Origin of the sequence: Terribacillus saccharophilus (assembly GCF_002272745.1) — a bacterium.
In the GTDB taxonomy this organism is placed as follows: Bacteria; Bacillota; Bacilli; order Bacillales; family Amphibacillaceae; genus Terribacillus; species Terribacillus saccharophilus_B.
In genome coordinates this window covers 1-26144 of sequence record NZ_NPBD01000020.1, presented here as the reverse complement: position 1 = coordinate 26144, position 26144 = coordinate 1, and the positions used below count along the sequence as shown (strand labels likewise).

The following is a 26144-nucleotide window of genomic DNA, read 5'->3' as shown; positions in this document are numbered from 1 at the left end:
AAATGTATAGTAATGCCGATGTGTATCATACTAACTTCACAACTGGTGAATTCTTCTTTTCTTCATAATAAGTAGAAAATACCCCAGAGCAGCTTAGGATACAGAAAGAGAGGCATTGGAACATGAAGGCTACAGGAATCGTACGTAGAATCGATGACTTGGGACGAGTTGTTATCCCGAAGGAAATACGCCGGACACTGCGCATTAGAGAAGGAGATCCGCTGGAGATCTTTGTGGATCGTGATGGTGAGGTTATTTTAAAGAAATACTCTCCCATTAGTGAGTTGGGTGACTTCGCAAAAGAATACGCGGAAGCATTATTTACTTCGATTGATCATGGAGTCCTGATATGTGACCGTGATGAATATATTGCAGTTGCAGGAGAATCGAAGAAAGAATACATGAATAAAGGTATTGGTTCAGTTGTCGAAAAGGCGATGATGGAGAGGACGACTGCGATCAATAATCAAGCTGGCAGTGTAGATCTTGTAGAAGACAGGGAAGAAGAGATTGCAGCTTATGTGGTCAGTCCGATTATTGCTAGCGGCGACCCAATTGGATGTGTTATTATCGTGAGCCGTAATGATGGTGAACTTAGCAGAGTCGAAGAGAAAGCAGCAGAAACAGCTGCCAATTTCCTTGCAAGACAGATGGAATAGTAAAGATGGAATCCCGCAACTGATTATGTTGCGGGATTCTTTTTATGCTAAGCTAATCCAAAAGAGGAGGAGAGCTTATGATAGAGGAGCACACAAATGGTCTCTTATTGAACCGGACAACAATGCTCGGTGAAAGAAACTGGCGGGATGATAATACGTATAAATTGATTTTCAGCCCTAGCGGTCAAGCCGCCTACCGATTTCAGAAACATAATATGGAACTGTCTGATGGTGAGGCTATGCTCCTTAATCCGCATGAGATACATAAACAGCTCCGCCATACGTCGGAAAAATGGATTGTTGAATTGCAGCCAGCTTTTGTAACAGAGTTAGCAGAGGAACTAAGCGGAAGTACGGTTGATCCTATGTTTGCTTTAGTGGTATGTAAACACCCACTTCTTCAGCAATGGTTTTCCACGACTCATCTATATTGGAGAATGGCAGCTACAGAAAAGGAAAGAGCTCTATGGCTGGAGAACAGCTGGATCCAGATTGCGATGGTTCTGCTCCGCCTTGTTCCAGGATCTCATATTGATAAGTGGGACATTAAAGGGTATGAACCAACCGTGCACGTCGTTCTGGATGCTTTAAAACAAAGTTATCAGCAAGACTGGACATTGGACAACATGGTGCAGCTGACGCAGTTAGGGAAATATCAATTCAGTCATCTTTTTAAAAAGGAAACGGGTCTGTCGCCTTATAGCTGGCTTCAAATATATCGTGTTATCCAAAGCCAGAAGCTGCTTCGTCAAACTGATGATTCCATCCTTTCCATCGCCATGCAAGTAGGCTTTAAGAATGTATCTTCTTACCACGCAGTATTCAGGCGTATCTACGGTCAGACTCCCGGTCTTTTTCGGAAAAACATACCTAACATATAAAAACAAACAATTACTAATATACCTGTTCCGCTTACCAGGATGAGGCTGCGAATGGATAGGAAGGGTAATAAGCCGGCATAAAGTGCTAGTGACAGCGTATTTGCTGCATACAGGAGTACAGCATTAGAGCTGAATGCCCTTCCCAGCATCACTTTTGGTACATGGGTCTGTATAAGATATACCCTGGTTAGGCTGCTTATAGGAAGACCTATACCGATAAGGATAGCGCCGACAAAGAAGAAGGGTACCATGTAAGCAGAACCGATTATGCTGATTCCAGAACCCCATATAACGCATCCTAGAATATATTTTTTCATTTCCAGTCTTTTTATCAGTAGCGGAATTAGAATGCTTATTATTGTTGCCCCGACGCCATATACGATTTGAAGTGCGTTATACCAAGATTCTCCATTTTGTGTGATTTCCTCGAACGCAAGCAATATGCCAACCTGCCATACCCAAGTGTTGAAAAAGACAACGAAAAAGGTAGTAATGTATAGATGCATGAGGGCGGGCTTCTTATTTATCCATTTAAAGAAATCGAATACAGATTTATAAAGGGATACGATAGACAGCCGGCCTTCCTTACTAGTCGGAGGCATAGTCGGCAATCGAGAAAGGCAAAGAGCACTGATAGCGTAGGAAGCTGCATCTATTACAAAAAAGTAGATAATATCAGCACTCGCTAGCAGCCAAGCTGCGAGTATCGGACCAATTAAGGAAGCAGTACGTTGAATTGTGTCCCAGGCACTATTGGCAGTAGACAGTTTCTCTTCTGGGATTATCTCAGGGAGCACAGCTCGGTGAGCCGGATTAAAAAAACATCCACAGCACTGAAGCAGGAAACTTCCAACAAGAAGATGAGGGTAGGTTAACCAATCCTGTATGTAGAGAATGATGATTATAGTAAGGATAATCAGTCTTAATAGGTCAATGATTACCATCAGATTTCTTCTATTGATGTGGTCTGCCAAAGCTCCGCCGAATAATCCAAAAAGAAGGTATGGCGTAGTTTCTGCAATGGCAACAATTGTTGTATGGATACTGGACCCAGTCAAACGATAAGCGAGAAACAGAAAGGCTAATCCTGATAAAATATCACCGATTTGGGATACTGCGCCTCCTGAAAAGTAATAGACTGCTTTTTTATTTTTGATAACTTCCTTATACATGCTGTTCACCTCTTATCCAGCATATTTCTTTAACGAGGACAAGTCGTATTGAATCTTGCTCAAAGTTAAAGCAGGATATGCTATATGGTATAATCCCAATAGGAAAAGTTTGGAGGAATCATCGGATGGGGTTAGGGATGAAGCGGCTGTTTCATGGTGCTTTTGTGCTGGCTGTCGCTGGTTTGATCAGTAAGGTTTTAAGTGCGGGCTATCGAGTCCCGTTTCAAAATATAGTAGGAGATAAGGGATTCTATATCTATCAGCAGGTGTATCCATTCCTTGGGATAGCAGCAAGTCTGGCTCTATACGGTATTCCGGCAGCAGTGTCCAGGCTAGTTGCTGATCGGTACCGAAGCACATCACCGTCTCTTCGTTCGTTTTATTTACCAATAGGGATTTTCTTGCTCGGACTGGCTGTGATTACATTTGCTTTGCTGTATATGCTAGCACCGCAAATAGCTGGACTGATGGGTGATACAGCTTTGGAGAAACCACTTCAAGCAGCGGCTTTCATTTTCTTGGCAGTGCCATTTACTTCGATTCTGCGAGGTGTTTATCAAGGGAAGCAGAATATGACGCCGACAGCTGTTTCACAAGTAGTGGAGCAGCTTGTCCGTGTAGGTTTAATTCTTGCCGTCACTTTCCTGCTTGTCCGTTCAGGGAGTGATTTGTACGACATAGGAGCTAAAGCCGCACTGGCATCTTTAGTAGGGGCATGCTTTGGTATCGTAGTACTTTGCCTTTATATGAGGAAAGAGCCGATTATTTCATCGGTAGAGCAGAGCCTTCCGTGGGGATATATCATAAAGACGATCCTCGTATACGGCCTTTTTATTTGTCTAAACTATATGCTACTGCTGTTATTGCAGTTTGCCGATGCTTTCACGCTTGTTTCCGGATTGCTGGATCATGGTTTGAGTTTGGATGAAGCACGTGAATGGAAAGGGATATATGATCGAGGACAGCCGCTAGTCCAATTAGGCATCGTCGTCGGTTCCTCTCTAGCATTAGCATTCGTGCCTTCCATAACGAAGAATCAGCTGATAAGTGAGAAGACCGCTGTTGTTCATTTGCTGCATAGCGGGTGGAAGCTCAGCTTCCTGTTATCAATCGCAGCAACAGCTGGATTGGTCACTCTGTTTCCGCTAGTCAACGAACTACTGTTTAAGGATGATGTCGGTACATATTCTTTGCAGGTATTTACGCTGACGATCTTTGTTTGTTCGCTCACATTGACGACAGCTTCGATGTTAGAGACTTTAGGAAAATGGAAGCAAACAGCTGCTATAATCGCAGCTGGTTTTCTACTAAAGTGGTTTTTGAATGAATGGCTTGTTCCGATCTATGGGATCATGGGCGCATCATTGGCGACTGTCATTACTGTGGCATGCATATTAGCTTGCAATATGTATTTACTTAAACGCTATCTGCCGGAGATTAAATTATTTCAGCTTCCATGGAAAAGTCTATTTGTCGGATTACTGTCCATGCTTGTCGCTGTCGGACTTTTATATGTAGCTGCCGTCGAATTGTTTCACGTGAAAACACGAATTTTGTTATTAGGGTATGTATTGTTTGCGGTCATCGTAGGTGCTTTATTGTATGGAATTACTTTGATTAAGACAGGAGCATTCAATCGGGTAGAGTTAGAATCGTTGCCGTTCAGCAAACACTTACCGCGCTTGGAAGGGAGAAAAGAAAAATGAAACATACAATTGAAGTTGTCGGTCTTGGTGGTGGTGATATAAATCAGTTGTCACTAGGAATATATAAGAAATTAAAAGAACATGGTGAGCCTATCTTTGTAAGAACGAAGGATCATCCTGTTGTCAGAACACTGGAGGAAGAAGGGGTGGAGTTCCATTCCTATGACAAAATTTACGAAAATTATCCAGATTTTCAATCGGTTTATGAAGAGATAGCTAACAGTTTATTCCGGCAAGCTGAGAAAGGTTCGTTGATTTATGCGGTTCCGGGTCATCCGATGCTGGCTGAAATGACCGTTCAGCTGCTATTGGCTCAACAAGAAGTGGACGTTAAGATTATTGGAGGACAGAGCTTTTTAGATGATTTATTCTCTGCACTGAGAATTGATCCGATTGATGGTTTTCAGTTCGTTGATGCCACATCGTTCAAACGTGATGAGCTGGAATACAGACAACACCTCATCTTCTGTCAGGTATATGACCAAATGGTTGCTTCGGAAGTAAAACTGGAGTTATTGGAAGATTTACCGCCGGAATATCCGATTACGATTGTAGACGCAGTAGGCAGCTCGGATGAGAGTATCAAAACTGTAATGCTGGAGGACTTGGACAGGAGTGTAGAATTCAGTAACTTGATGAGTGTGTATGTACCACCAGCAGTCTCCCTGGAGATGAACCACAAATTCTACAGATTACGTGAGGTTATCCAGACACTGCGAGGTCCTGGCGGCTGTCCATGGGATCAAAAGCAAACACATGAATCTTTACGCCGATACTTGATCGAAGAGGCTTACGAACTGATTGATGCTATCAATAAGGATGATGATGAGAATCTTATCGAGGAACTCGGAGATGTACTGCTCCAGGTTATGCTGCACAGTCAGATCGGTGAAGATGATGGTTATTTCTCTATTGAAGACGTCATTCGAAGTGTAACCGAAAAGATGATTCGCCGTCATCCGCATGTGTTCGGAGAGGCAGTCTTGGAAACAGAAGAAGAGCTGAGCAAGAGCTGGGAAGCTATTAAGCAGGAAGAAAAGGCAGAGTATGTTCCTGAGCAGGATGAAGAATCATTGCAGCCGGAGCTGATGAAAGCAGCAGAGATTGGCAAGCAGAAACCTTCTCCATCTAATTTGGCGCAGCTGCTGGCTGAGTTTAGCAGAAGGGCATCAGAGGCAGAGGTGGATGAAAAAGTCGTTGGAGAGCTTCTGTTTGCTATTGCTTCATATGCGGGCTATTATAAAATAAATCCAGAAATTGCGTTGCATCAAGTAATAGAGGGTAAGAAAAGTACGGATGAGGGAAGTGAATAATATGCGTTTAGATAAATTTCTAAAAGTCTCACGCTTGATCAAACGCCGGACATTGGCAAAAGAAGTGGCCGACCAAGGCCGTATAACGATCAACGGCGTCCAGGCGAAGGCTTCAACGAATGTAGCGGTTGGAGATGAGATGGCGATCCGCTTCGGTCAGAAGCTGCTAACGATCGAAGTACAGCAGCTGAAGGAAGCAGTTAAGAAGGAAGATGCTGCGACACTGTACACAGTGAAAAAGGAAGAGCCTGTACAATAAACCCGTTCTAACCTTGTCCCTTTCTTCATAGATTGTTAGGGATAAAGGGAGGCGGTAATGATGGATCAAACCCGGAAAACCCAAGCGGATCATGATATAAAGATGTTCAATCGGAAAGAGCTCGAGATCAGCGGTGTGAAGGAAGTGGACAGCTTCGATAGCGAAGAATTCCTGCTCCAGACTGAGATGGGCTATATGATCATTCGCGGGAGCAACCTGCATATGAAGAACCTTGATCTGCAGGAGGGGAAGGTATCAATCAAAGGCAAAATCCAAGAGCTATCCTATTTGGATGAGCATAATGGGGAAAAGGCTAAAGGAATCTTTAGCAAGCTCTTCAAATGACGCTCACTGTCCAATTCCTAACCATCGTGTCGATGATTGCCGGCGGGGTCTATCTTGGTGCAGCCATGGATACGTTCCGCCGATTCGAACGACACTGGAAAAAGCAAGTTTTTATGCGTTACATCATGGAATGCGGCTTTTGGCTGCTGCAGACTTTGCTCTTATTTTTCCTGCTGTTTCAAGTGAATCAGGGGGAAATGCGCTTTTATATTCTTTTAGCTTTGTTATGTGGATTTGCAGGATATAGAGCTTTGTTCCAGACAAGCTATCGGCGGGTGCTCGAATGGCTTATCCGTGTCATCCGGCGGACCATCCTGATCGTTAGGCGGATTTTACAGGTACTTATCCTGACACCAATCCGTTTGTTGCTCCAAGGGCTCCTGCTGCTGATAGGAGGAGTAGTGACGCTTTTATGGAGATTGATAAGGTTGGTTCTAGTAATTCTATTCTATCCTATACGCCTGATCGGGCGTATAGTGTGGAGAATGACGCCAAAAAAGTACCGAAAAATTTACTCCAAATTAGCAGGTATCTATAGTAAAATGAAGAATATAGCAAAGAAAGCACTTGATTCACTGCGCAGAGCAAGGAGGTAAAAATGGCGTGGCAAGAAAGAAACGAAATGTAACGAAGATGGAGTCCAGCTACACGAGACAATACGATGCATATACAGAACGGCAGCGGAAAAAACAGAAAAGACTCTTTCGGCGTTTGATCTTGTTCGCCGCTTTTGCAGTTGTTCTGCTTGGTTTAATGGTAGGTTATCATATTCATCAGCGTGATGTTTATGCTTCTAAGCAGACAGAATATGAAGAGAAGCAGGAAGAGTTAGCCAGCTTGAAAAAGAAGGAAGAGGATCTTAAGGAGGAAATCGAACTTTTGAACGATAAGAGTTATGTCCTGGAAATCGCCAGAACGAACTATTTCTACTCAAAAGACGGTGAAACCATTTTTAAAATCACCGAAGAGGAACCCTCTTATTGACACCCTTTTCCAAGCTTTTATATAATATATAAGAAGTATATTTCTTTCAAACTTTAAGGAGGAGCATTTTTTTTATGTCAATTGAAGTAGGCAGCAAGTATCAGGGTAAGGTAACGGGAATCACTAATTTCGGAGCATTCGTAGAATTGCCAGGAGGTTCTACTGGTCTAGTGCATATTAGTGAAGTTGCCGATAATTACGTGAAAGACATTAATGAACATTTGTCTGTTGGTGATATGATCACAGTCAAGGTTATTAATGAGAAGGACGGAAAAATTGGACTTTCAATCAAGAAAGCGAAAGATAATCCGCCACCAGCACGTCGTAATAATAACAATAGAGGTTCCGGACATGGCGGCGGTCATCGTGAGCGCCCCGAGAATTTTGAGGCAAAAATGAATCGCTTCTTGAAGGATTCAGAGGACCGTCTTGCGTCCCTTAAGAAACACACAGAATCAAAACGTGGTGGCAGAGGCGCTAAAAAAGGTTAAACTTGCTGTCTATATATTGGGATTTGATAAAATGCAAATCTTAAGATATAAAATGATTAATCGGATGCTGAAAAGCATCCGATTTTTTATACACAAAAAAACAAGGAATGCAAATTGCATTCCTTGTTTTGAGATAGCGGCGGAGGGGATCGAACCCCCGACCTCACGGGTATGAACCGTACGCTCTAGCCAGCTGAGCTACACCGCCATATAAATGAATTGTTTAGAAGCACAAGGAATATAATACAATAGCCTGGACTATATGTCAACAATAAATTTATCGATACCTTCTGGCAGGAAAAATACGGTATAGTAGGACTATAGATTAGGGGAGGGGATCAGGATGATTTGTCTTGTCAGGCATGGAGAAACGGATTGGAATAAGCTAGGAAAAGTACAAGGAAGCACAGATATACCGCTGAATGAAAGAGGAATAAGACAGGCGCAGGCTACCCGTGATTTTCTTGCCGGAAGTGATTTTGACCTGATTGTAGCAAGTCCGATGAAACGGGCCAGAAAGACAGCAGATATTCTTAATGAAGCATTACAGCTGCCGCTTGTAGAGATGGAAGGTTTCGTCGAAAGAGGTTTTGGTGAGGCAGAGGGATTGACGCGGGCAGAGCGGGAGGCAAAGTATCCTAGCTGGGACTTCCCTGGTATGGAATCATGGGAGGACCTAGTGAAACGGGTTATGCTGGCTTTGCAGGATGTGAATGCGAAGTATGGTGATAAGAAGGTGCTGCTCGTTTGTCATGGGGCCGTGATATCGGCAATCCTATCTACTATTTCTAATGGAGAAATTGATACAGAGAACACACATTTAGTTAACGCTTGCTTGAGCAATATTCAGTTTATCGAGGAAAAGTGGAAAGTACATGATTATAACCTTTCCGAACATCTGGCTAATATATAAAAAAACCTGCATCCATTATGGATGCAGGTTTTTCTATTAATTCGTTTCGGAAGGTTTTCCGACTGGTGTTGTATTAGCTGTTGATTGTTCCTGTTCAATCTCATCTGCAGGACGAACCTTTTTCAGGAAGAAGGAAAGGATGAAACCAACTGCTGCGATAAGCGTTGCAATCCAGAAAGCATCGTTGATACCTTCGATGGAACCAAGCAATGTTGCTTGCTGCTGTGGTGTACCAGACGTAATTAGGTCTGTAACGTGATCTTTTGATTGAGTAGAGAACACTGTAACTAGCAATGCAGTACCGATTGCACCGGCCATTTGACGAAGTGTGTTCGCCATTGCTGTACCGTGAGCGTAATACCGTTTAGGAAGCTGATTCAAACCAGCTGTCATGATTGGCATCATAACCATAGATACACCGATCATACGGAAAGTATAGACAGTCATCATATACGTGTAAGTTGTATCAATAGTCAACGTACTTAGGAAGTAGGTTGTGATTGTTGTAATCAATAGTCCGATCAATGCAAGCGGGCGAGCACCAATCTTATCAAACAATTTACCAGTAATCGGCGACATGATCGCAGAAACTAGTGCACCAGGCAATAGCAATAGACCTGATTTAAGCGGTGAATAACCAAGCATATTCTGTGTGAAAATCGGAATCAATAGCATCGCTGCAAACATAGCCATTGTAATAACGACGTTGATTGTAGTCGATAAAGAGAACATCCAGTATTTGAATACACGGAACTCGAGCATTGGTTTTTTGATTGTCAATTGTCGGATGATAAAGATGAGTAAGGATATACCACCGACTACAAGTGTAGTGATAACCGGTGCGGAATCCCAGCCTTTATCTCCGGCAACACTAAAGCCATACAGCAAGCCACCAAATCCGATAGTAGACAGGATGACGGATAAGACATCAACAGATGATTTCTGTGTTTTCGTTACATTTCGCAGGATGAATACTGCAAGAATGATATCGATGATAGCAATTGGCAAGATAATGAAGAATAACCATCTCCATGATACGTGCTCGACTACAAAACCTGAAAGTGTAGGTCCGATTGCAGGTGCGAACATCATCGCTAGACCGATGACACCCATTGCGCTGCCTCGTTTTTCAATTGGGTACAAGCTCAATACAGTATTAAATAGTAAAGGCATCATGATACCAGCGCCGGCTGCTTGTACAATACGGCCGATTAAGATTGTTGTAAAGTCAGGTCCGACTCCACAAATAAGTGTTCCGATTGCGAACAGGCTCATTGCAGTGATAAATAGCTTACGAGTTGTGAATCTTTCCATAAAGAAAGCGGTAATCGGAATTAAAATACCGTTTACGAGCATAAATGCTGTTGTCAGCCATTGAGCTGAATTTTCTTCTATGTCCAAATCTACCATCATGACAGGTAATGCAATGTTCATAAGTGTCTGGTTTAGGATAGCTACGAATGCACCTAGAACCAAGATGGCGACGATCGGACCTCTGGTTAACGTTTCCGGACTAACATAGGCGGAACGATCTTTCATGTTGTTTCATCTCCTTGAGTTGTTATCTTTTGTAGCAAACGGCTGTGAAGAGACAATAATGTCTCAACTTCTTCCGTGCTGAAGTCTGAAATGTTCCCCAATCTTTGCAAATAGGTTCGGTAGGCTGTCTTTTTCTGCTCCAGTCCCTTTGGAGTTAGTGACAGAACGATTGCGCGGCGGTCGTGTGTCGAGCGCTCTCGTTTCACCAATTCAGCTTGTACAAGCCTTTCCACCGTTTCGCTTACTGTACTCTTGCTCGCATTCACCTTATGGGCAAGATCGTTCAAGCCAGTTCCAGGCTCGTCCGCTAATACTTTAAGGATGTGCAGCTGAACGACAGTCACACCCAATTGATCAGCATTATGCCAAAATTGCTTGTGGAAAGCTTGATTCAGACATCGAAACGATTGGATCACTTGGCTGATTTTTTCCTCATCAGTCAAAGTTGTCATCCCCTCAACAAAAAAAATAGTTCGCATGCGAACTGTTTCAGTAGGAACTATTCTACTCCTCTTTTTAAAAAAAGCAATATCGAAGTTTTATGGAAAACGCTTCCTATAAAAAATAAAAGTTTTCTGACAAGACTTACGGAACCCGAGCCTATTACGACAGGGAAAATTGCCGCAAAAAAGCTTATGCTGTCCAAGCTGTGTTGAAGCCGGTGAGAAGGTATGGGATTAAGTCGAAATGTTTTAAGGTCATGCTCGGTTCTTTTGACAAATTGTGAATGCGGGATGTGGTTAAATGACTATATTCAAATAAGAGTTTGTCCCGGGGATTACCATAGTATGTACACAGACCCTCGGTAAATATGAGGATAGGAGTGTTCAATGAAATGGAGACAGTATCAAGAAAGAAATGGGGCATCTATGGAGTGGAGCAGAAGCGGTTGGAAAATTGGAAGAAGAAGGGGTTCGATCTGGCGAAACTTCTATTAATAGAGAAAGCATGGCTTTTGGCTTTAGTAGGCTTCTTACTTGGACGGGCTGTAGTACTGACTACTGTTTCCCCATTTGCTGTAGCATTTCTGGCATCCATCTGGCTGACAAGAAGGAAAAGGATGGTGCAGATCACATTGGCAACAGTCGCTGGAGCAAGTACCTATCATTGGTCACATGGTCTTTATATAGCAGGTGCTGCATTCGTCCTTTACTTCTTAGCTCTGCTTTGTAAAAGGATACCGCATCAAATTCGGGTCATGGCTGTACTCGTCTTTCTGGCAAGTTCCCTCCCGAGGATGCTGGCACTCTCTTATGAAAGTACCTTGTCCAGCTTTGACTGGATGATGATCGGTGTCGAAGGAATTCTTGGTTCTGTACTCTTTATCATCTTTATGCAAAGCATTCCGTTATTATCCATTAAAAGATATTATCCGGCATTAAAGAATGAAGAGATAGTCTGCTTGATCATTTTGCTCGCCTCGGTACTGACCGGCACGATCGGCTGGCAAATACAAGGGGCCGGTGTTGAACAGATATTCTCCCGCTACTTTGTTTTGCTGCTGGCTTTGATCGGCGGTGCGGCAATGGGGTCGACTGTTGGTGTGGTTGCCGGCTTGATCCTCAGTCTTGCCAATGTCGCCAGCCTCTATGAAATGAGTCTATTAGCCTTTGCTGGTTTGCTTGGCGGCTTATTAAAGGATGGGAAGAAATTTGGGGTGAGCATAGGTCTCATAATAGGTACTTTACTTATCGGTGTTTATGGGCAGGAGCAAGGTATGCAGGAGGTGTATCCATCCTTGCTTGCATCGGCTATTAGTATTCTGCTGCTCGTTTTGACGCCGGACAGCTGGATCCGGCGTATGTCCCGCTTCGTTCCTGGTACTACTGAGCAAGCCCAAGAACAGGAGCAATATCTGCAAAAAGTACGCGATGTTACGGCTAATCGTGTGCAGCAGTTCTCCAATGTTTTCGATGCATTAGCGAAAAGCTTCGCCACGCCTGATCGGGCTGCAGAAGATGTGCGGAATCGAGAGACTGATTTTCTGCTTGGCAATGTTACAGAACAGACGTGTCAGTTGTGCTTTAAAAAAGATCGCTGCTGGGGGGCGCAGCAGTTTGATCGTACCTATCAATTAATGGAGAGTCTTAAGGAGGATATGGAGGATGGAGGACCGCCGAATAAGCTGCTAGAGCGGAATCTGGAATCCCACTGTGTCAAATCAAAGAAAGTGATTGAAACGATGAAGCATGAGCTGAGTTTCCATCAAGCTAATCAGATGCTGCGACGGCAAGTGCAGGAAAGCCGCCGCTTTGTCGCCGATCAGCTTAACGGTGTATCTGAGGTAATGGGTGACTTTGCAAAAGAAATCGTTAAGGAAAAGGAGAATCATGAACATCAAGAGGTAGAGATGATGGCTGCTTTGCGGGCGGCTGGCTTAGTCGTGGACAAGCTGGATGTATTCGCCCTGACTAAAGGGAGCATCGATATTGAGATGTATGTATCCATACAAGGATATCATGGCGAGGGGCAGAAGCTGATTGGCCCTATTTTATCCGACATTCTGGGGGAGACTGTCGTCGTAACGAAGGAAGAAATAGCGCCGTTTCCGGATAAGTCCTGTTTCCTAGCGTTCTCTTCTATTAAGAAATTCGTTGTGGATACAGGTGTTGCACATGCGGCAAAAGGTGGGGGGTTCGTGTCGGGAGACAGTTTTTCCACGATCGAACTAGGGGCGGGCAAGTACGCGATTGCAATTAGTGATGGTATGGGCAATGGAGACAGAGCACATGAGGAAAGCACCGAGACATTACGGCTGCTTCAGCAGATTCTGCAGTCAGGAATCAGAGAAGAAGTGGCAATCAAATCAATCAATTCGATCCTCTCGCTTCGCTCCAACGAAGAGATATTCGCAACATTGGATCTTGCAGTCATTGATTTGCATGACGCAGCAGTCCAATTCCTTAAGATCGGATCGACACCAAGCTTCATCAAGCGCGGTGATCAGGTCCTTAAAATAGAGTCTGGTAACTTACCGATCGGCATTGTACAGGATCTGGAGGTGGACGTCGTCCAGGAGCAGCTCCAGCCAGGGGACTTGCTCGTCATGATGAGTGACGGAATTTTCGAAGCCCCGCGGCACGTTGAGAACATGGATATATGGCTGAAACGAAAGATCAAGGAAATGAAGACTACCGTGCCGCAGGAAATGGCTGATCTGCTCCTGGAAGAGGTTGTTCGCCAGGCAGGAGAGATAGAGGATGATATGACAGTCATGGTGGCAGCAATTGATCGCAACATGCCGGATTGGGCATCCATTCCTACTTATAAAAACAAAGTGAAGGAGGCATAGCGAACGTATATTATCTCTCTTTCCCGTCGATGATGGAGATAACGAATGGAGAAGAGGGATAACGATGAAACCGAGTACGCTGAAACAGATCCTGCTGATCACAGATGGATGCTCCAACCGCGGCGAAGACCCAGCAGCGGTCGCTGCCTTGGCTAATGCCCAACATATTACGGTAAATGTAATCGGTATTCTGGAAGAAGGACATACGGAACATTCACTTAGCCTCGATGAAGTGGAGAATATTGCAAAAGCTGGAGGCGGTGTCAGTCAGTTAATCTATAAGCAAGCTTTGACAGAGACAGTCCAAATGGTAACAAAACAGGCAATGACCCAAACGATCGAGGGGGTCGTTAATCGGGAACTAAAGCAAATCTTGGGCCCAGGTAATACATTGGACGATTTGCCGCCGGAAAAAAGAGGAGATGTACTAGAGGTCGTTGAAGAGATAAGTGAAACGGCTAATCTGGAAGTGCTTATACTTGTAGATACAAGTGCCAGCATGCACCATAAGCTTCCTGTCGTGAAAGAAGCATTAATCGATCTTTCGATTAGTATGAATGCACGTCTTGGCAACAACAAGTTTGCCATACTTGGTTTCCCGGGGAAAAGGGACCCTGCTGTCAAAGTAATGGAGTGGACAGAGCGCCTGGAAAACGTGTCTTCTGTATTCCCGAAGCTTGCTACAGGCGGAGTCACGCCGACAGGGCCTGCGCTGCGGGAAGCAATTCATGAATTCAGCCGCCAATCACTGCCAAAGCGTACAGACGGGATTACCGAATATGAAGAATTCGGCAGCTGATTTACATGCAGGCATCCGTTTAACGGGCAAATGGCATAATGGAAACTATCCACTGATACGAAAACTTGGCAGCGGTGCAATCGGCACTGTTTATCTGACAAAAAGAAACGGCGTCGATGCCGCCTTGAAAATCAGTGATAAGCGTACCTCGATGACGATGGAAATGAACGTACTGCAATCGCTGAAAAAGGTCCGGGGACATTTCCTAGGACCTTGTTTGTTTGATACAGATGACTATGTTAGTCCGAGCGGCCAGCTGTATACCTTTTATGTGATGGAGTATATCCAGGGAAGCAGACTTGATACATACATAAAGGCTAGAGGAGTGGAGTGGCTTCCGGTATTGCTGCTGAGTCTGCTGGAGGATCTGGATTATCTCCATCAGGCAGGATGGGTTTTTGGTGATTTGAAGCTAGATAATCTGGTAGTCAGTGAAAATCCTGTCCGGCTCCGATGGGTAGATGTAGGAGGAACAACCCAATTAGGCCGTTCAATTAAGGAATATACCGAGTTTTATGACCGTGGCCACTGGGGTATGGGAAGCAGGAAAGCAGAACCCACATATGATTTATTCGCTCTTGCTATGACAGCCTTGGAAATAATGAATGGCGGAAGATTTCCAAAAGGAGACACGCCGAAATCCACTATACGAAAGGCGCTCTCCCGTGCTGAAAAACTACGGCCCATTTTGGAGAAGGCATTGTCAGGCAAGTATACTACCGCCACTGCAATGAAACAGGATCTGGTGAAGCATCTTATGAAGAACAAGGCTCCTGCTTCTGCAGCAACCCCTTCCCGAGTAGCGAAGAGCAATCGACGCAAGGCGGGTTTGGGCGAGTGCGTAGTGTTAAGTTTCTATGGTATCGCCTGCTATGTGCTTTATCTGCTGCAATAAACTTTTTGTCTTGCTGCATAAGTGGTACGATAAAAGCAGCAACTACATAAGGATGACGGTAAATGGAACAGACTGTGACAGCATTTATGGACAGACATGGTTTATGGAAGGAAGGTACAACTATCTTGGTAGGTGTATCTGGCGGACCGGATTCGATGGCGCTACTCCATTTCTTGAAGGAACAGAGGCAGCGGCGAAATTGGCATATCATCGCCTTAAGTGTCGACCATGGTTTGCGGGGCGAGGAATCTAGATTAGATACGGTATTCGTGAAAGAAATATGTGAAAATTGGGGAATTGTGTCAGAATCTGTAACTTTAGATGTTCCAGGATGGAAGAAGAAACATCAGCAAAGTACCCAGGTTGCAGCGAGGGAAATGCGTTACCGCTATTTTGAGGAATGTATGAATCGTTATAAGGCTGATGCTATGTTACTTGCCCATCATGGAGACGATCAGGCAGAAACCATTTTGATGCGGCTGGCACGCGGATCTAATCCTGCTGCAGTCAGCGGTATGGATATTACGCGGCCATTCGCTAGCGGAGAACTCATCCGGCCAATGTTATCGTGCAGCAAAGCGCAAATTCAACAATATTGTGAACAGCATGACATACCGTATCGTATCGATCCTTCTAACGCTACAGTAGATTACACGCGTAATTTTTTCCGGCATCGTGTCCTAGACCCGATAAAAACAGAATTTCCGACATTCCATCAGCATGCGCAGCGCTTTAGCGAAGCGCTTAAAGCAGATGAAGCTTATCTGGAAGGACAGGCAGCGGAGATGTTTACTGACGTGGTAGAATATGATGCCGGGAAACAGGCGATAGCCTTTGAAATAGAACGATTTCTTACATACCCGATTGCTTTACAAAGAAGAGTGTATCATCTAATATTGATGTATCTGTATCAAGCGCTTCCGGTGGACTTGCACCATCGGCACGAAGCGCAGTTCTTTGAACTGATAGCTAGCTCTAAAGCAAACAGCTCTTTAGATTTTCCGGCAGGATTACAACTGACAAAGTCCTATAGCCGATTGACGGTTTCTTTCCGTAATGAGGCGAAGGACTTATTCCACTATACATTTCACGCTCCCGGAAGCGTCACGTTACCTGATGGATCTCTATTAACGGCTTCTTTTACCCCACACTCAACCGAAAACGGTTCCCACGACTTCGTATTGCCCATTGCGGATGTTACCTTGCCTTTGCAGGTCCGTACAAGGAAAAATGGCGACAAAATGAAGCTGCGCGGAATGAGAGGGACCAAAAAAGTAAAAGATATTTTCATTGATGAAAAAATTCCGGCTGTTAATAGGCGGGACTGGCCGATTGTGGAGGATGCGACTGGCACCATTTTATGGCTTATCGGTTTAAGAAAAGGGGAAACAGGCAGAACAACAGGAGAATCAGGCAGCTATTTACGTCTGTGCTACCAAGCGAAAAAAGGGGAACAAACAGGAGGACCGAGCAATGCATGATGAGATTGAGAAAGTACTGATAACGAAGGAAGAGATTGAAGCGAAATGCGCTGAAATCGGCAAGCAGCTTACAGAGGAATACAAAGATTCATTCCCGCTTGCTATCGGCGTATTGAAAGGCGCCCTTCCATTCATGTCCGATGTACTCCGCCATATGGATACACATTTGGAGATGGATTTCATGGATGTGTCCAGCTACGGTGGCGGTATGACATCTTCTGGTGAAGTAAAAATCGTCAAGGACTTGGATACGAAAGTGGAAGGCAGAGATCTTTTGATCATTGAGGATATCATCGACAGTGGTCTTACTTTGAGCTATCTGGTAGATTTGTTCAAATACCGGAAAGCGAAATCGATTAAAATCGTCACGCTTCTTGATAAGCCTTCAGGACGTACGGCGAAGATCCAGGCGGACTTGGTCGGTTTCCGTGTGCCAAATGAATTCGTTGTCGGCTATGGTTTGGATTATCAGGAGAAGTATCGTAATTTGCCGTATATCGGTGTTTTAAAACCGGAAGTATATGGCGGCGCCCGTACTGAATAATCAGTACCGGTATGGATCATCTTCCTTTTACATAAGGTAAAGGGTATTTAGTTGTATAGCAGGTTTTGCATATGGTAGTATTTACTATAGTTTTCTCGTTTGGGAGGAGGTAGGCAATGAGCAAAGTGTTCCGCAATACCTTAATGGTTATAATTATATTTGTAGTCATTATCGGTGTGATCAACTTATTCAAGAATCAGACGAACGAAATCGAACAGTACGACATTAACAAGTTTAGAACCACGCTTGAGAGTGGTGATATACAAAGCATGACCGTCCAGCCTACTAATAATATTATTACAGTACGAGGCGAGACGGAGAATAACACGCAGTTCCAGGCTGAGATACCTCAGAATGAACAGCTGATGACTGATATTCTCGCTGCTGCAGATAATCAAGGTGTCGAAGTGAATACGGAAGAAGAGCCGCAGCCAAGTTTCTGGCAGACTCTTTTGACAACCCTTCTCCCTATCTTACTGCTTGTGCTTATCTTCTTGTTCTTCATGAGTCAGTCACAAGGTGGAGGAAGCCGAGTGATGAACTTCGGTAAGAGTAAAGCGAAGATGTACAATGAAGAGAAGAAGAAAGTGAAGTTCCGTGATGTAGCCGGAGCTGATGAAGAGAAGCAGGAGCTTGTCGAAGTTGTCGACTTCCTGAAAGATCCACGCAAATTCTCCGCTGTAGGGGCACGTATCCCGAAAGGTGTCCTTCTAGTGGGACCTCCAGGTACAGGTAAAACTTTGCTTGCTCGTGCGGTAGCAGGAGAAGCTGGCGTGCCGTTCTTCTCTATAAGTGGTTCGGACTTCGTAGAGATGTTTGTAGGGGTCGGTGCATCCCGTGTACGTGATTTGTTTGAAAACGCGAAGAAAAATGCACCATGTATCATCTTTATTGATGAGATTGATGCAGTTGGACGCCAGCGTGGAGCCGGTTTAGGCGGCGGTCACGATGAGCGTGAGCAAACATTGAACCAATTGCTTGTTGAAATGGATGGTTTCGGTGCTAATGAAGGCATCATCATCATCGCTGCAACAAACCGTGCAGACATTCTTGACCCAGCCCTTCTTCGTCCAGGCCGTTTTGACCGTCAGATTACAGTTGACCGTCCTGATCTAATAGGACGTGAGGCAGTCTTGAAAGTACATGCCCGCAACAAACCGCTTGATGAGTCCGTCAATCTGCGTACAATCGCGATGCGTACTCCAGGATTCTCCGGAGCAGATTTGGAGAACCTATTGAACGAAGCTGCACTCGTAGCTGCACGAAGTGACCGTAAGCAAATTATCATGGACGACGTTGATGAAGCGATCGACCGTGTCATTGCAGGTCCTGCGAAGAAAAGCCGAGTTATCTCTAAGAAAGAACGTAATATCGTTGCTTACCATGAGAGCGGACATACTGTTATCGGTATGGTACTTGATGATGCAGATATGGTGCATAAAGTTACCATCGTTCCTCGAGGCCAAGCTGGCGGTTATGCGGTCATGCTTCCAAGAGAAGACCGCTATTTCATGACCAAGCCGGAATTGTTTGATAAGATTACCGGATTGCTCGGTGGACGTGTAGCAGAAGAGGTTATCTTCGGTGAAGTAAGTACCGGAGCTCATAATGACTTCCAGCGAGCAACAGGCATTGCCCGTAAAATGGTTACCGAATACGGTATGAGTGATAAGATCGGACCGTTGCAGTTCACTAGCAGTGGCGGTAATGTATTCCTCGGCCGTGACATTCAAAATGAACAAACATACAGTGATGCAATCGCCTATGAAATCGATCAGGAAGTACAGAACTTCATCAATCAGTGTTATGCACGTGCGAAGCAGATTCTTACTGAAAACAAAGAGAAGCTTGAGCTTATTGCCCAAACACTCCTTGAGATCGAAACATTAGATGCTTTCCAAATTCAAACATTGTTTGATAAAGGACGCCTTCCTACAGAGGATGAGATTGCCGCTGAACGCAGCAAATCTGATAAGAAAACCAGCCTGCTGAAGGATAGTGACGATGATGTAACAGTCACAATCCAGCCGCAGGAAGAAAAGGAAGTAACTCCATCCGATGACACAGCCATCGATGAAGATGTTTCCAAATCGCCGGATCAGTCAGGTATACCTGAAGATAACCCGCGAACAAATGATGATTCAGATGATCGTCCAAAAGCATAAAAGAAAAGGTCTCCTTCTAGGAGGCCTTTTTCTCTGTTTGGGTATAGTAAACATATAAAAGGATTTACCAGAAGGATTATGATAAGATAAAAAATACCTTGTGGAAAAAATAGGCCGATAACGGTTGATATATATAGAAGGAGTGACATTGCTCTCATGGGTGATTATTTAATTAAAGCAACAGGATTCAACGGAAATATCCGTGCTTATGCGATACAATCGACAGAATTAGTGGAAGAAGCACGTCGCCGTCACGATACATGGGCAACGGCATCGGCAGCGCTTGGACGTACGCTCACAATAAGCACGATGATGGGTGTGATGCTTAAAGGAGAAGACAAGCTGACGGTAAAGGTTGAAGGCGACGGACCAGTCGGACCAATTATTGTAGACAGCAATGCAAAAGGTGAAGTGAGAGGATATATCACGAATCCGCATGTCGACTTTGAATTGAACTCCATCGGAAAACTTGATGTCTCCCGTGCTGTAGGTACTGTCGGAACATTGAGTGTAGCGAAGGATCTTGGTCTGAAAGAAATGTTCACCGGCCAAGTACCGATTGTTTCTGGAGAGATTGGGGACGACTTCACCTATTATTTCGCCAACTCCGAGCAGGTACCTTCTGCAGTAGGTGCGGGCGTATTGGTTAATCCAGATCATACCATCCTTGCTGCTGGTGGATTTATTCTGCAAGTGCTGCCGGGAGCTGATGATACAATCATTACACAATTGGAAGAGCGGATCAGCTCTATTGCCCCGATCTCAACATTAATTAGAGAAGGAAAAACGCCGGAGCAGATCCTCGAGATGCTAATAGGAGAAGAAAATATTAAATTCCTCGATACTATGCCGGTTAGCTTTACTTGCCAATGCTCCAAGGACCGCATCCAGAATGCAATTAAGAGTCTTGGGAACGAAGAGATCCAAGCGATGATCGATGAAGACCATGGAGCGGAAGCAAATTGCCACTTCTGTAATGAAACGTATACGTTTACGGAAGAAGAATTAAAAGAACTGCTTCGGTGAAGATGAAGCCCTCTCGTTTGGATTGACTTTTGGCACTATTTTGCTTACAGTTAAATAAATCCAATTAAAACAGTGGGAATTAGGGGGAATAATCATGGCAATTGCATCATCCATTTCTGAATTGATCGGAAACACACCAATCGTTAAGCTTAATCGTACTGCGGACAGTGATAGTGCCGAGATTTATGTAAAGCTGGAATTCCAGAACCCAGGCGGATCTGTTAAGGATCGGATTGCACTTGCAATGATTGAAGATGCAGAAGAAAACGGCAGATTGAAGCTAGGTGACACAATCATCGAACCGACAAGCGGTAATACAGGAATCGGCCTTGCTCTAGTGGCAGCTATCAAAGGCTATAAAGCGATTCTTGTTATGCCGGATACGATGAGTATGGAAAGACGTAACCTGCTTCGTGCCTATGGAGCTCAACTAGTGTTAACTCCAGGGGCAGAAGGAATGAAAGGTGCCATTCAGAAGGCGGAAGAATTGCAAAAGGAACATGGCTATTTCATGCCACAGCAGTTTAAGAACGAAGCTAATCCTGCCATTCATGCACGTACGACAGGTAAGGAGATTGCAGCAGAATTCGGTGGCGACCTTGATGCGTTTGTAGCTGGAATCGGGACAGGCGGCACGATTACAGGAGTAGGTCAAGTTCTGAAAGAATTGAATAAGGATATCCGCATCATCGCGGTTGAACCGGCAAGCTCTCCTGTTCTATCAGGCGGAAACCCAGGACCGCATAAAATCCAAGGTATTGGTGCAGGTTTTGTTCCAACAATCCTGGATACGGATATTTACTCTGAAATCATTCAAGTAGAGAATGATGAAGCGTATGCTACTGCCAGAGAAACAGCTGCCAAGGAAGGCTTGCTAGGCGGGGTTTCTACAGGAGCTGCCATCTTTGCTGCCAAGAAGGTTGCAAAAGAGCTTGGAGCAGGTAAAAAAGTATTAGCTATTGTTCCGAGTAACGGTGAGCGCTACCTCTCTACTCCACTTTACCAATTCGAAGACTAATTGAACGGAAAGCCCCTGCCTATCTTAGCAGGGGTGTTTTTTTATGCATGGATTCGTGTACACTATAAAGATAGATTGAACGAGAGGTTGACGTTATATGAAGCGCATGATAGGCAATAAAGAATATGATCTTTCTAAGCAAACGCTTGTAATGGGGATCATTAACGTGACGCCTGATTCCTTTTCAGATGGAGGCAGTTATGCAAATGTAGAAGCTGCTGCTAAACAAGCACAAAAGCTTGCAGCTGAGGGAGCGGATATTTTGGATATTGGCGGGGAGTCGACCCGGCCAGGGTATGAACCTGTTTCAGCTGATGAAGAAATTGCGCGCGTCGTACCAGCAATACAGGCCATTAGAGAAGTGGTGGATTTGCCGATTTCTATTGATACGTACAAGGCGAAGACGGCAGAAGCAGCTATCGAAGCGGGTGCATCGATTATTAATGATATATGGGGAGCGAAGTATGACGCTGATATGGCGAATGTAGCAGCGCGTTTGGCCGTTCCAATCATTTTAATGCATAATCGTGAAGAAGCGCATTATAACGATTTGCTTCCGGATATGATTGCTGATCTGGAGGAAAGTATCCAAATAGCTATTGATGCAGGTGTTAAACGACAGGATATATGGCTTGATCCAGGTATTGGATTTGTTAAGTCCTTTGATGAAAATATGGCTGCTATGCGTGAGTTAGATAAAATCACGGCAATGGGCTACCCTGTCCTCCTCGGTACATCACGCAAACGATTCATCGGTACTGTACTTGATCTGCCTGCTGATCAACGAGATGAAGGCACAGCCGCTACGACAGCTTTTGGTATTACAAAGGGCATACATATGGTTCGGGTACATGAAGTAAAACAGACAGCTCGAATTGTGAAAATGATGGACGCGTTAGTAAGGAAGGAGTAAATGATGGATAAAATATATATGAACCAATTACAATTCTACGGCTATCACGGTTTATTTCCGGAAGAGAATAAGCTAGGGCAGCGTTTTCTCGTAGATGCTGTACTGGAGCTTGACCTCAGTAAAGCTGGCGAATCGGATGATATGACGCAGTCGATTCATTATGGGCAAGCATTTGAGGTCATCAAAGATGTTGTTGAAGGACGAGCGAAGAATTTAATAGAAGCAGTGGCAGAAGAGATTGCCAAGCAATTGTTTGCAGCATTCTCTCTGTTAGAGGCGTGCACAGTGAAGGTCATCAAACCCAATCCTCCAATCGCAGGACATTATGAATCGGTAGCGGTGGAAATACGGCGGGAGCGCCTATGAAACAGGCGTGGATTGCACTGGGATCAAATATAGCCCCAAGAGAGACTTACATACAGCAGGCTATCCAAACGCTGAATGAGCACGCGGAAATAAAATTGAATCAGGTATCGACTGTATATGAAACCGATCCGGTAGGGTATGAGGACCAAGATCAGTTCCTGAACTTGGTGGCAGAGGTGGAAACAAGCTTGAAGCCAATGGAGCTTCTGCATGTCTGTCAAAAAATCGAACAGGATTTAGGTCGTAAGCGGATTATTCGTTGGGGACCGCGGACGGTGGACCTTGACATTTTGCTGTATGGTACAGAAAATATGAATGTTGAGGAACTTATCCTTCCCCATCCGCGCATGCATGAACGAGCTTTTGTATTAGTGCCTTTAGCTGAGATAGCTCCTGAGTTGCTCCTCAAAGGTAAAAGTGTGCAGGAATGGCTGGATACATTAGCAGTCCGGGATGTGCAAGGCGTTAGAAGCTGGGGTTCATTAAATATATAGAAAGACCAAAGGGAGGTAGAGACGTTGTTCAATATCGGTGATATCACCATAAAGAACCGAGTGGTATTGGCGCCGATGGCTGGTATCAGTAACTCAGCTTTCCGATTGACTGTAAAGGAATTCGGAGCTGGTATCGTATGTGCAGAAATGATTAGTGACAACGGCATCGTGACTCGGAACGCCAAAACGATGAACATGCTTTATATAGATGAACAGGAAAAGCCAATGAGCTTACAAATCTTTGGATCTAATCCGGAGACGCTGGTGGAAGCTGCTAAATTCGTCGATCAGAATACGACAGCTGACATTATTGATATCAATATGGGCTGTCCTGCGCCAAAGATCACAAAGAACATGGCAGGTTCCCGATGGCTGCTTCAACCGGAGAAAATTCATGAAATGGTATCTGCGGTTGTAAAAGAAGTAGGTAAGCCGGTAACTGTTAAAATGCGTACAGGCTGGGACGACAGTACGATTTATGCTGTGGAGAATGCACAAGCGCTGCAAGAAGCAGGAGCGGCAGCAGTCGCATTACATGGACGTACACGTGAGCAGCACTATGAAGGACTTGCTAACTGGGATATCATCCGCCAAGTGAAAGAATCCGTTTCTATTCCTGTCATCGGGAATGGCGATATTACAACGCCGCAAATTGCAAAGCAGCGATTGGAGGAGACTGGTGTTGACGCAGTTATGATCGGACGAGCTGCTCTTGGAGATCCGTGGATGATATATAGAACTGTTCAATACTTGGAAACAGGCGAGATTTTGGACGAGCCAAAACCGCGTGAGAAGATTGACGTTTGTGTGCTGCACATGGAACGCTTAGTTCGTCTGAAAGGCGAAAGAGTAGCGATCATGGAAATGCGAAAGCATGCTGCCTGGTATTTGAAAGGGTTAGATGGTACTGGGAAAGTACGCAAATTGATTAATGAAACAACCACAAAAGAAGACATGGCCGATCTGCTTTACGATTTTGCAGATCAATAGGAAGCTTCTATGGCAATGTTTTAATCGGGCGTGCTTTATTGACACAGCATGGCTGCTTTTCTATACTAATACGAGGTAGCAATGCGGAAAACCTTGCATTATACGAGGACGAACGATACTGCCAGTCAAGCTGGCAGTTTTTTTTAGCATTATAGAGAATGAATATAGAAGAAATGGGAGTGAACAGGATGAGTGAAGAATTAAACGATCAGATGCAGGTGCGTCGCGATAAGATGGAACAGCTTATGAACCAAGGCTATAATCCGTTCGGTGCTAGATTTGAGCGCACACATCAAACAGAAGAACTTGTGGCAGCTTTTGATGCTTTCAGTAAAGAAGAGTTGGAAGAGAAGAAAGCGGAAGTAACAATTGCTGGCCGTCTAATGACTAAACGTGGAAAAGGTAAAGCTGGTTTTGCTCACTTGCAGGACTTGAGCGGTCAGATCCAACTTTATGTTCGTAAAGACCAGGTTGGTGATGAAGCGTATGAGCTATTCAGCAGTGCCGACCTAGGTGACATCGTCGGTGTTACTGGTGTTATGTTCAAAACAAACGTTGGGGAGCTTTCTGTTAAGGCAACTTCCTTTGATATACTTTCCAAAGCGCTTCGTCCGCTTCCTGATAAATTCCATGGTTTGACTGACATCGAGCAGCGCTATCGTCAACGCTACCTTGATTTGATCGTAAATCCTGAATCAAAGCAGACATTCATCACTCGCAGTAAGATCATCCAAAGTATCCGCCGTTACTTGGACGATATCGGATACTTAGAAGTAGAAACGCCACTAATGCACAGCATTCCGGGTGGGGCGGCAGCTCGTCCATTCATTACTCATCATAATGCATTGGATATACCGCTTTATATGCGTATAGCAATTGAACTGCACCTGAAACGCCTTATCGTTGGTGGGTTGGAGAAGGTTTACGAAATTGGACGCGTATTCCGTAACGAGGGTGTTTCAACACGCCATAACCCTGAGTTCACAATGCTTGAATTGTACGAAGCATATGGTGATATGGATACAATCATGGAATTAACAGAAAACCTGATTGCACATGTTGCAAAAGACGTACTTGGAAAAACTGTTATTCCTTATGGTGAGTATGAAATCAATCTTGAACCGAAGTGGAAACGTCTGCACATGGTAGATGCAGTAAAAGAATATACAGGTGTTGACTTCTGGAAGCATATGAGCGACGAAGAGGCGAAAGCTCTAGCTAAGGAAAATGGTATTGATATTAAAGATACAATGACGTTCGGTCATATTGTAAATGAATTCTTTGAACAGCGTGTAGAGGACAAACTTATCCAGCCGACGTTCATCTTCGGTCACCCGGTTGAGATTTCTCCGCTTGCGAAGAAGAACCCAGAGGATGAGCGCTTTACGGATCGCTTTGAAGTATTCATCGTAGGAAGAGAGCATGGTAATGCATTCTCCGAGCTGAATGATCCAATCGATCAACGTGAGCGTTTTGAAGCACAGATGAAAGAAAAAGAACAAGGTAACGACGAAGCGCATGAAATGGATGAGGACTTCTTAGAGTCTCTTGAGTATGGTATGCCGCCTACAGGTGGATTGGGTATCGGTATCGACCGCCTGATCATGCTGTTAACGAATGCTCCGTCCATCCGGGATGTATTGCTGTTCCCGCAGATGCGTAATCGTTCTTAATAGAAAGGAGAAGGGTTATACTGCCCTTCTCTTTTTCACCTTTATATAGGCATTTGCATAGAATGCAAACGAATGAGAGATAATGCTATGTAACAGTTTATAAGAAAATTTTACATTTCTTTAAAAAAACTATTGCAATGCCATTACATCCATGGTAAATTATTAAAGTTGCTTCAAACGAAGCGGCAAACACGAAAAACAAAAACAAAAAACATGTTGACAACGA

Annotated in this window: 26 protein-coding genes and 1 tRNA gene; 23 read left to right on the top strand and 4 right to left on the bottom strand. The window is 44.4% G+C overall.

From position 1 onward, the window contains the following. Positions 1–122 precede the first annotated feature (122 nt). Together spoVT and CHH58_RS17725 are read left to right on the top strand one after the other, a co-directional pair. On the top strand, positions 123–659 hold the full coding sequence (gene spoVT / locus CHH58_RS17730; protein ID WP_095231261.1) for a stage V sporulation protein T: 537 nt from the start codon (positions 123–125) through the stop codon (positions 657–659). A gap of 77 nt (positions 660–736) precedes the next feature. Continuing rightward, on the top strand, positions 737–1540 hold the full coding sequence (locus CHH58_RS17725; RefSeq protein WP_095262917.1) for a helix-turn-helix transcriptional regulator: 804 nt from the start codon (positions 737–739) through the stop codon (positions 1538–1540). Here the strand turns inward: CHH58_RS17725 and CHH58_RS17720 are convergent. Further along, on the bottom strand, positions 1498–2712 hold the full coding sequence (locus CHH58_RS17720) for an MFS transporter (protein WP_095262916.1): 1215 nt from the start codon (positions 2710–2712) through the stop codon (positions 1498–1500). The two genes, CHH58_RS17725 and CHH58_RS17720, sit on opposite strands and share 43 nt — an antisense overlap. 125 nt (positions 2713–2837) lie before the next feature. Between CHH58_RS17720 and CHH58_RS17715 the strand changes: the two genes are divergently transcribed. From CHH58_RS17715 to CHH58_RS17685, 7 genes are all read left to right on the top strand, one after another. Then, the gene (locus tag CHH58_RS17715) at positions 2838–4418 is read left to right on the top strand and encodes a putative polysaccharide biosynthesis protein (protein WP_170937686.1); all 1581 of its coding nucleotides are present in this window, start codon (positions 2838–2840) and stop codon (positions 4416–4418) included. Beyond that, positions 4415–5731 (top strand): MazG family protein, encoded by a 1317-nt coding sequence (locus CHH58_RS17710; protein ID WP_095262914.1) that lies wholly within the window; start codon positions 4415–4417, stop codon positions 5729–5731. Before CHH58_RS17715 ends, CHH58_RS17710 begins: the two co-directional genes overlap by 4 nt. 1 nt (position 5732) lies before the next feature. Beyond that, complete coding sequence (locus CHH58_RS17705) at positions 5733–5990, top strand: RNA-binding S4 domain-containing protein (protein ID WP_038562415.1); 258 nt, start codon at positions 5733–5735, stop codon at positions 5988–5990. Positions 5991–6047: 57 nt separating this feature from the next. After that, complete coding sequence (gene yabP, locus CHH58_RS17700) at positions 6048–6335, top strand: sporulation protein YabP (RefSeq protein WP_095231258.1); 288 nt, start codon at positions 6048–6050, stop codon at positions 6333–6335. Then, positions 6332–6931, top strand: a complete 600-nt coding sequence (gene yabQ / locus CHH58_RS17695) for a spore cortex biosynthesis protein YabQ (protein ID WP_095261613.1) — start codon at positions 6332–6334, stop codon at positions 6929–6931. The genes yabP and yabQ overlap by 4 nt, the downstream gene beginning before the upstream one ends. A gap of 7 nt (positions 6932–6938) precedes the next feature. Continuing rightward, positions 6939–7319, top strand: coding sequence for an FtsB family cell division protein (locus CHH58_RS17690; RefSeq protein WP_095231256.1), 381 nt, complete (start codon positions 6939–6941; stop codon positions 7317–7319). Positions 7320–7393: 74 nt separating this feature from the next. Continuing rightward, on the top strand, positions 7394–7810 hold the full coding sequence (locus CHH58_RS17685; RefSeq protein WP_038562403.1) for a S1 domain-containing RNA-binding protein: 417 nt from the start codon (positions 7394–7396) through the stop codon (positions 7808–7810). Positions 7811–7944: 134 nt separating this feature from the next. Here the strand turns inward: CHH58_RS17685 and CHH58_RS17680 are convergent. After that, positions 7945–8018 (bottom strand) — tRNA-Met (locus CHH58_RS17680). Between the two features lie 129 nt (positions 8019–8147). Between CHH58_RS17680 and CHH58_RS17675 the strand changes: the two genes are divergently transcribed. Next, positions 8148–8723: a histidine phosphatase family protein gene (locus CHH58_RS17675; protein WP_095231254.1), complete on the top strand. Its 576-nt coding sequence runs from the start codon at positions 8148–8150 to the stop codon at positions 8721–8723. 36 nt (positions 8724–8759) lie between these two features. On the opposite strand, the gene CHH58_RS17670 is transcribed toward CHH58_RS17675, so the two are convergent. Both CHH58_RS17670 and CHH58_RS17665 read right to left on the bottom strand, forming a co-directional pair. Continuing rightward, positions 8760–10262: a DHA2 family efflux MFS transporter permease subunit gene (locus CHH58_RS17670; protein ID WP_095235299.1), complete on the bottom strand. Its 1503-nt coding sequence runs from the start codon at positions 10260–10262 to the stop codon at positions 8760–8762. Next, positions 10259–10705: a MarR family winged helix-turn-helix transcriptional regulator gene (locus CHH58_RS17665; protein WP_051748206.1), complete on the bottom strand. Its 447-nt coding sequence runs from the start codon at positions 10703–10705 to the stop codon at positions 10259–10261. Before CHH58_RS17665 ends, CHH58_RS17670 begins: the two co-directional genes overlap by 4 nt. Positions 10706–11097: 392 nt before the next feature. Between CHH58_RS17665 and spoIIE the strand changes: the two genes are divergently transcribed. The 13 genes from spoIIE (at position 11098) to lysS (ending at position 25918) form a co-directional block, all read left to right on the top strand. Continuing rightward, complete coding sequence (gene spoIIE / locus CHH58_RS17660) at positions 11098–13554, top strand: stage II sporulation protein E (protein WP_095231251.1); 2457 nt, start codon at positions 11098–11100, stop codon at positions 13552–13554. Positions 13555–13618: 64 nt separating this feature from the next. After that, positions 13619–14353 (top strand): VWA domain-containing protein, encoded by a 735-nt coding sequence (locus CHH58_RS17655; RefSeq protein WP_095231250.1) that lies wholly within the window; start codon positions 13619–13621, stop codon positions 14351–14353. Then, entirely contained in the window at positions 14334–15248 is a 915-nt protein-coding gene (locus tag CHH58_RS17650; RefSeq protein ID WP_095262913.1) for a protein kinase domain-containing protein, read from the top strand. Before CHH58_RS17655 ends, CHH58_RS17650 begins: the two co-directional genes overlap by 20 nt. A 62-nt stretch (positions 15249–15310) precedes the next feature. Then, a complete protein-coding gene (gene tilS, locus CHH58_RS17645; protein ID WP_095262912.1) occupies positions 15311–16729 on the top strand; it encodes a tRNA lysidine(34) synthetase TilS in 1419 nt (472 codons plus the stop codon). Continuing rightward, positions 16722–17273, top strand: coding sequence for a hypoxanthine phosphoribosyltransferase (gene hpt / locus CHH58_RS17640; protein WP_095224721.1), 552 nt, complete (start codon positions 16722–16724; stop codon positions 17271–17273). The genes tilS and hpt overlap by 8 nt, the downstream gene beginning before the upstream one ends. A gap of 116 nt (positions 17274–17389) precedes the next feature. After that, a complete protein-coding gene (gene ftsH, locus CHH58_RS17635) occupies positions 17390–19438 on the top strand; it encodes an ATP-dependent zinc metalloprotease FtsH (protein WP_095231247.1) in 2049 nt (682 codons plus the stop codon). A 156-nt stretch (positions 19439–19594) separates the two neighbouring features. Next, a complete protein-coding gene (hslO, locus tag CHH58_RS17630; protein ID WP_095220782.1) occupies positions 19595–20464 on the top strand; it encodes an Hsp33 family molecular chaperone HslO in 870 nt (289 codons plus the stop codon). A gap of 94 nt (positions 20465–20558) precedes the next feature. Then, positions 20559–21482: a cysteine synthase A gene (cysK, locus tag CHH58_RS17625; RefSeq protein WP_095235303.1), complete on the top strand. Its 924-nt coding sequence runs from the start codon at positions 20559–20561 to the stop codon at positions 21480–21482. A 97-nt stretch (positions 21483–21579) separates the two neighbouring features. Beyond that, complete coding sequence (gene folP / locus CHH58_RS17620) at positions 21580–22395, top strand: dihydropteroate synthase (RefSeq protein WP_095233804.1); 816 nt, start codon at positions 21580–21582, stop codon at positions 22393–22395. Between the two features lie 3 nt (positions 22396–22398). Further along, a complete protein-coding gene (gene folB, locus CHH58_RS17615; RefSeq protein WP_095231255.1) occupies positions 22399–22761 on the top strand; it encodes a dihydroneopterin aldolase in 363 nt (120 codons plus the stop codon). After that, a complete protein-coding gene (folK, locus tag CHH58_RS17610) occupies positions 22758–23255 on the top strand; it encodes a 2-amino-4-hydroxy-6-hydroxymethyldihydropteridine diphosphokinase (RefSeq protein ID WP_095262911.1) in 498 nt (165 codons plus the stop codon). Before folB ends, folK begins: the two co-directional genes overlap by 4 nt. Before the next feature lie 24 nt (positions 23256–23279). Continuing rightward, a complete protein-coding gene (gene dusB, locus CHH58_RS17605) occupies positions 23280–24245 on the top strand; it encodes a tRNA dihydrouridine synthase DusB (RefSeq protein ID WP_095262910.1) in 966 nt (321 codons plus the stop codon). Between the two features lie 188 nt (positions 24246–24433). Next, positions 24434–25918, top strand: coding sequence for a lysine--tRNA ligase (gene lysS, locus CHH58_RS17600; RefSeq protein WP_095231242.1), 1485 nt, complete (start codon positions 24434–24436; stop codon positions 25916–25918). Positions 25919–26144: the final 226 nt, after the last annotated feature.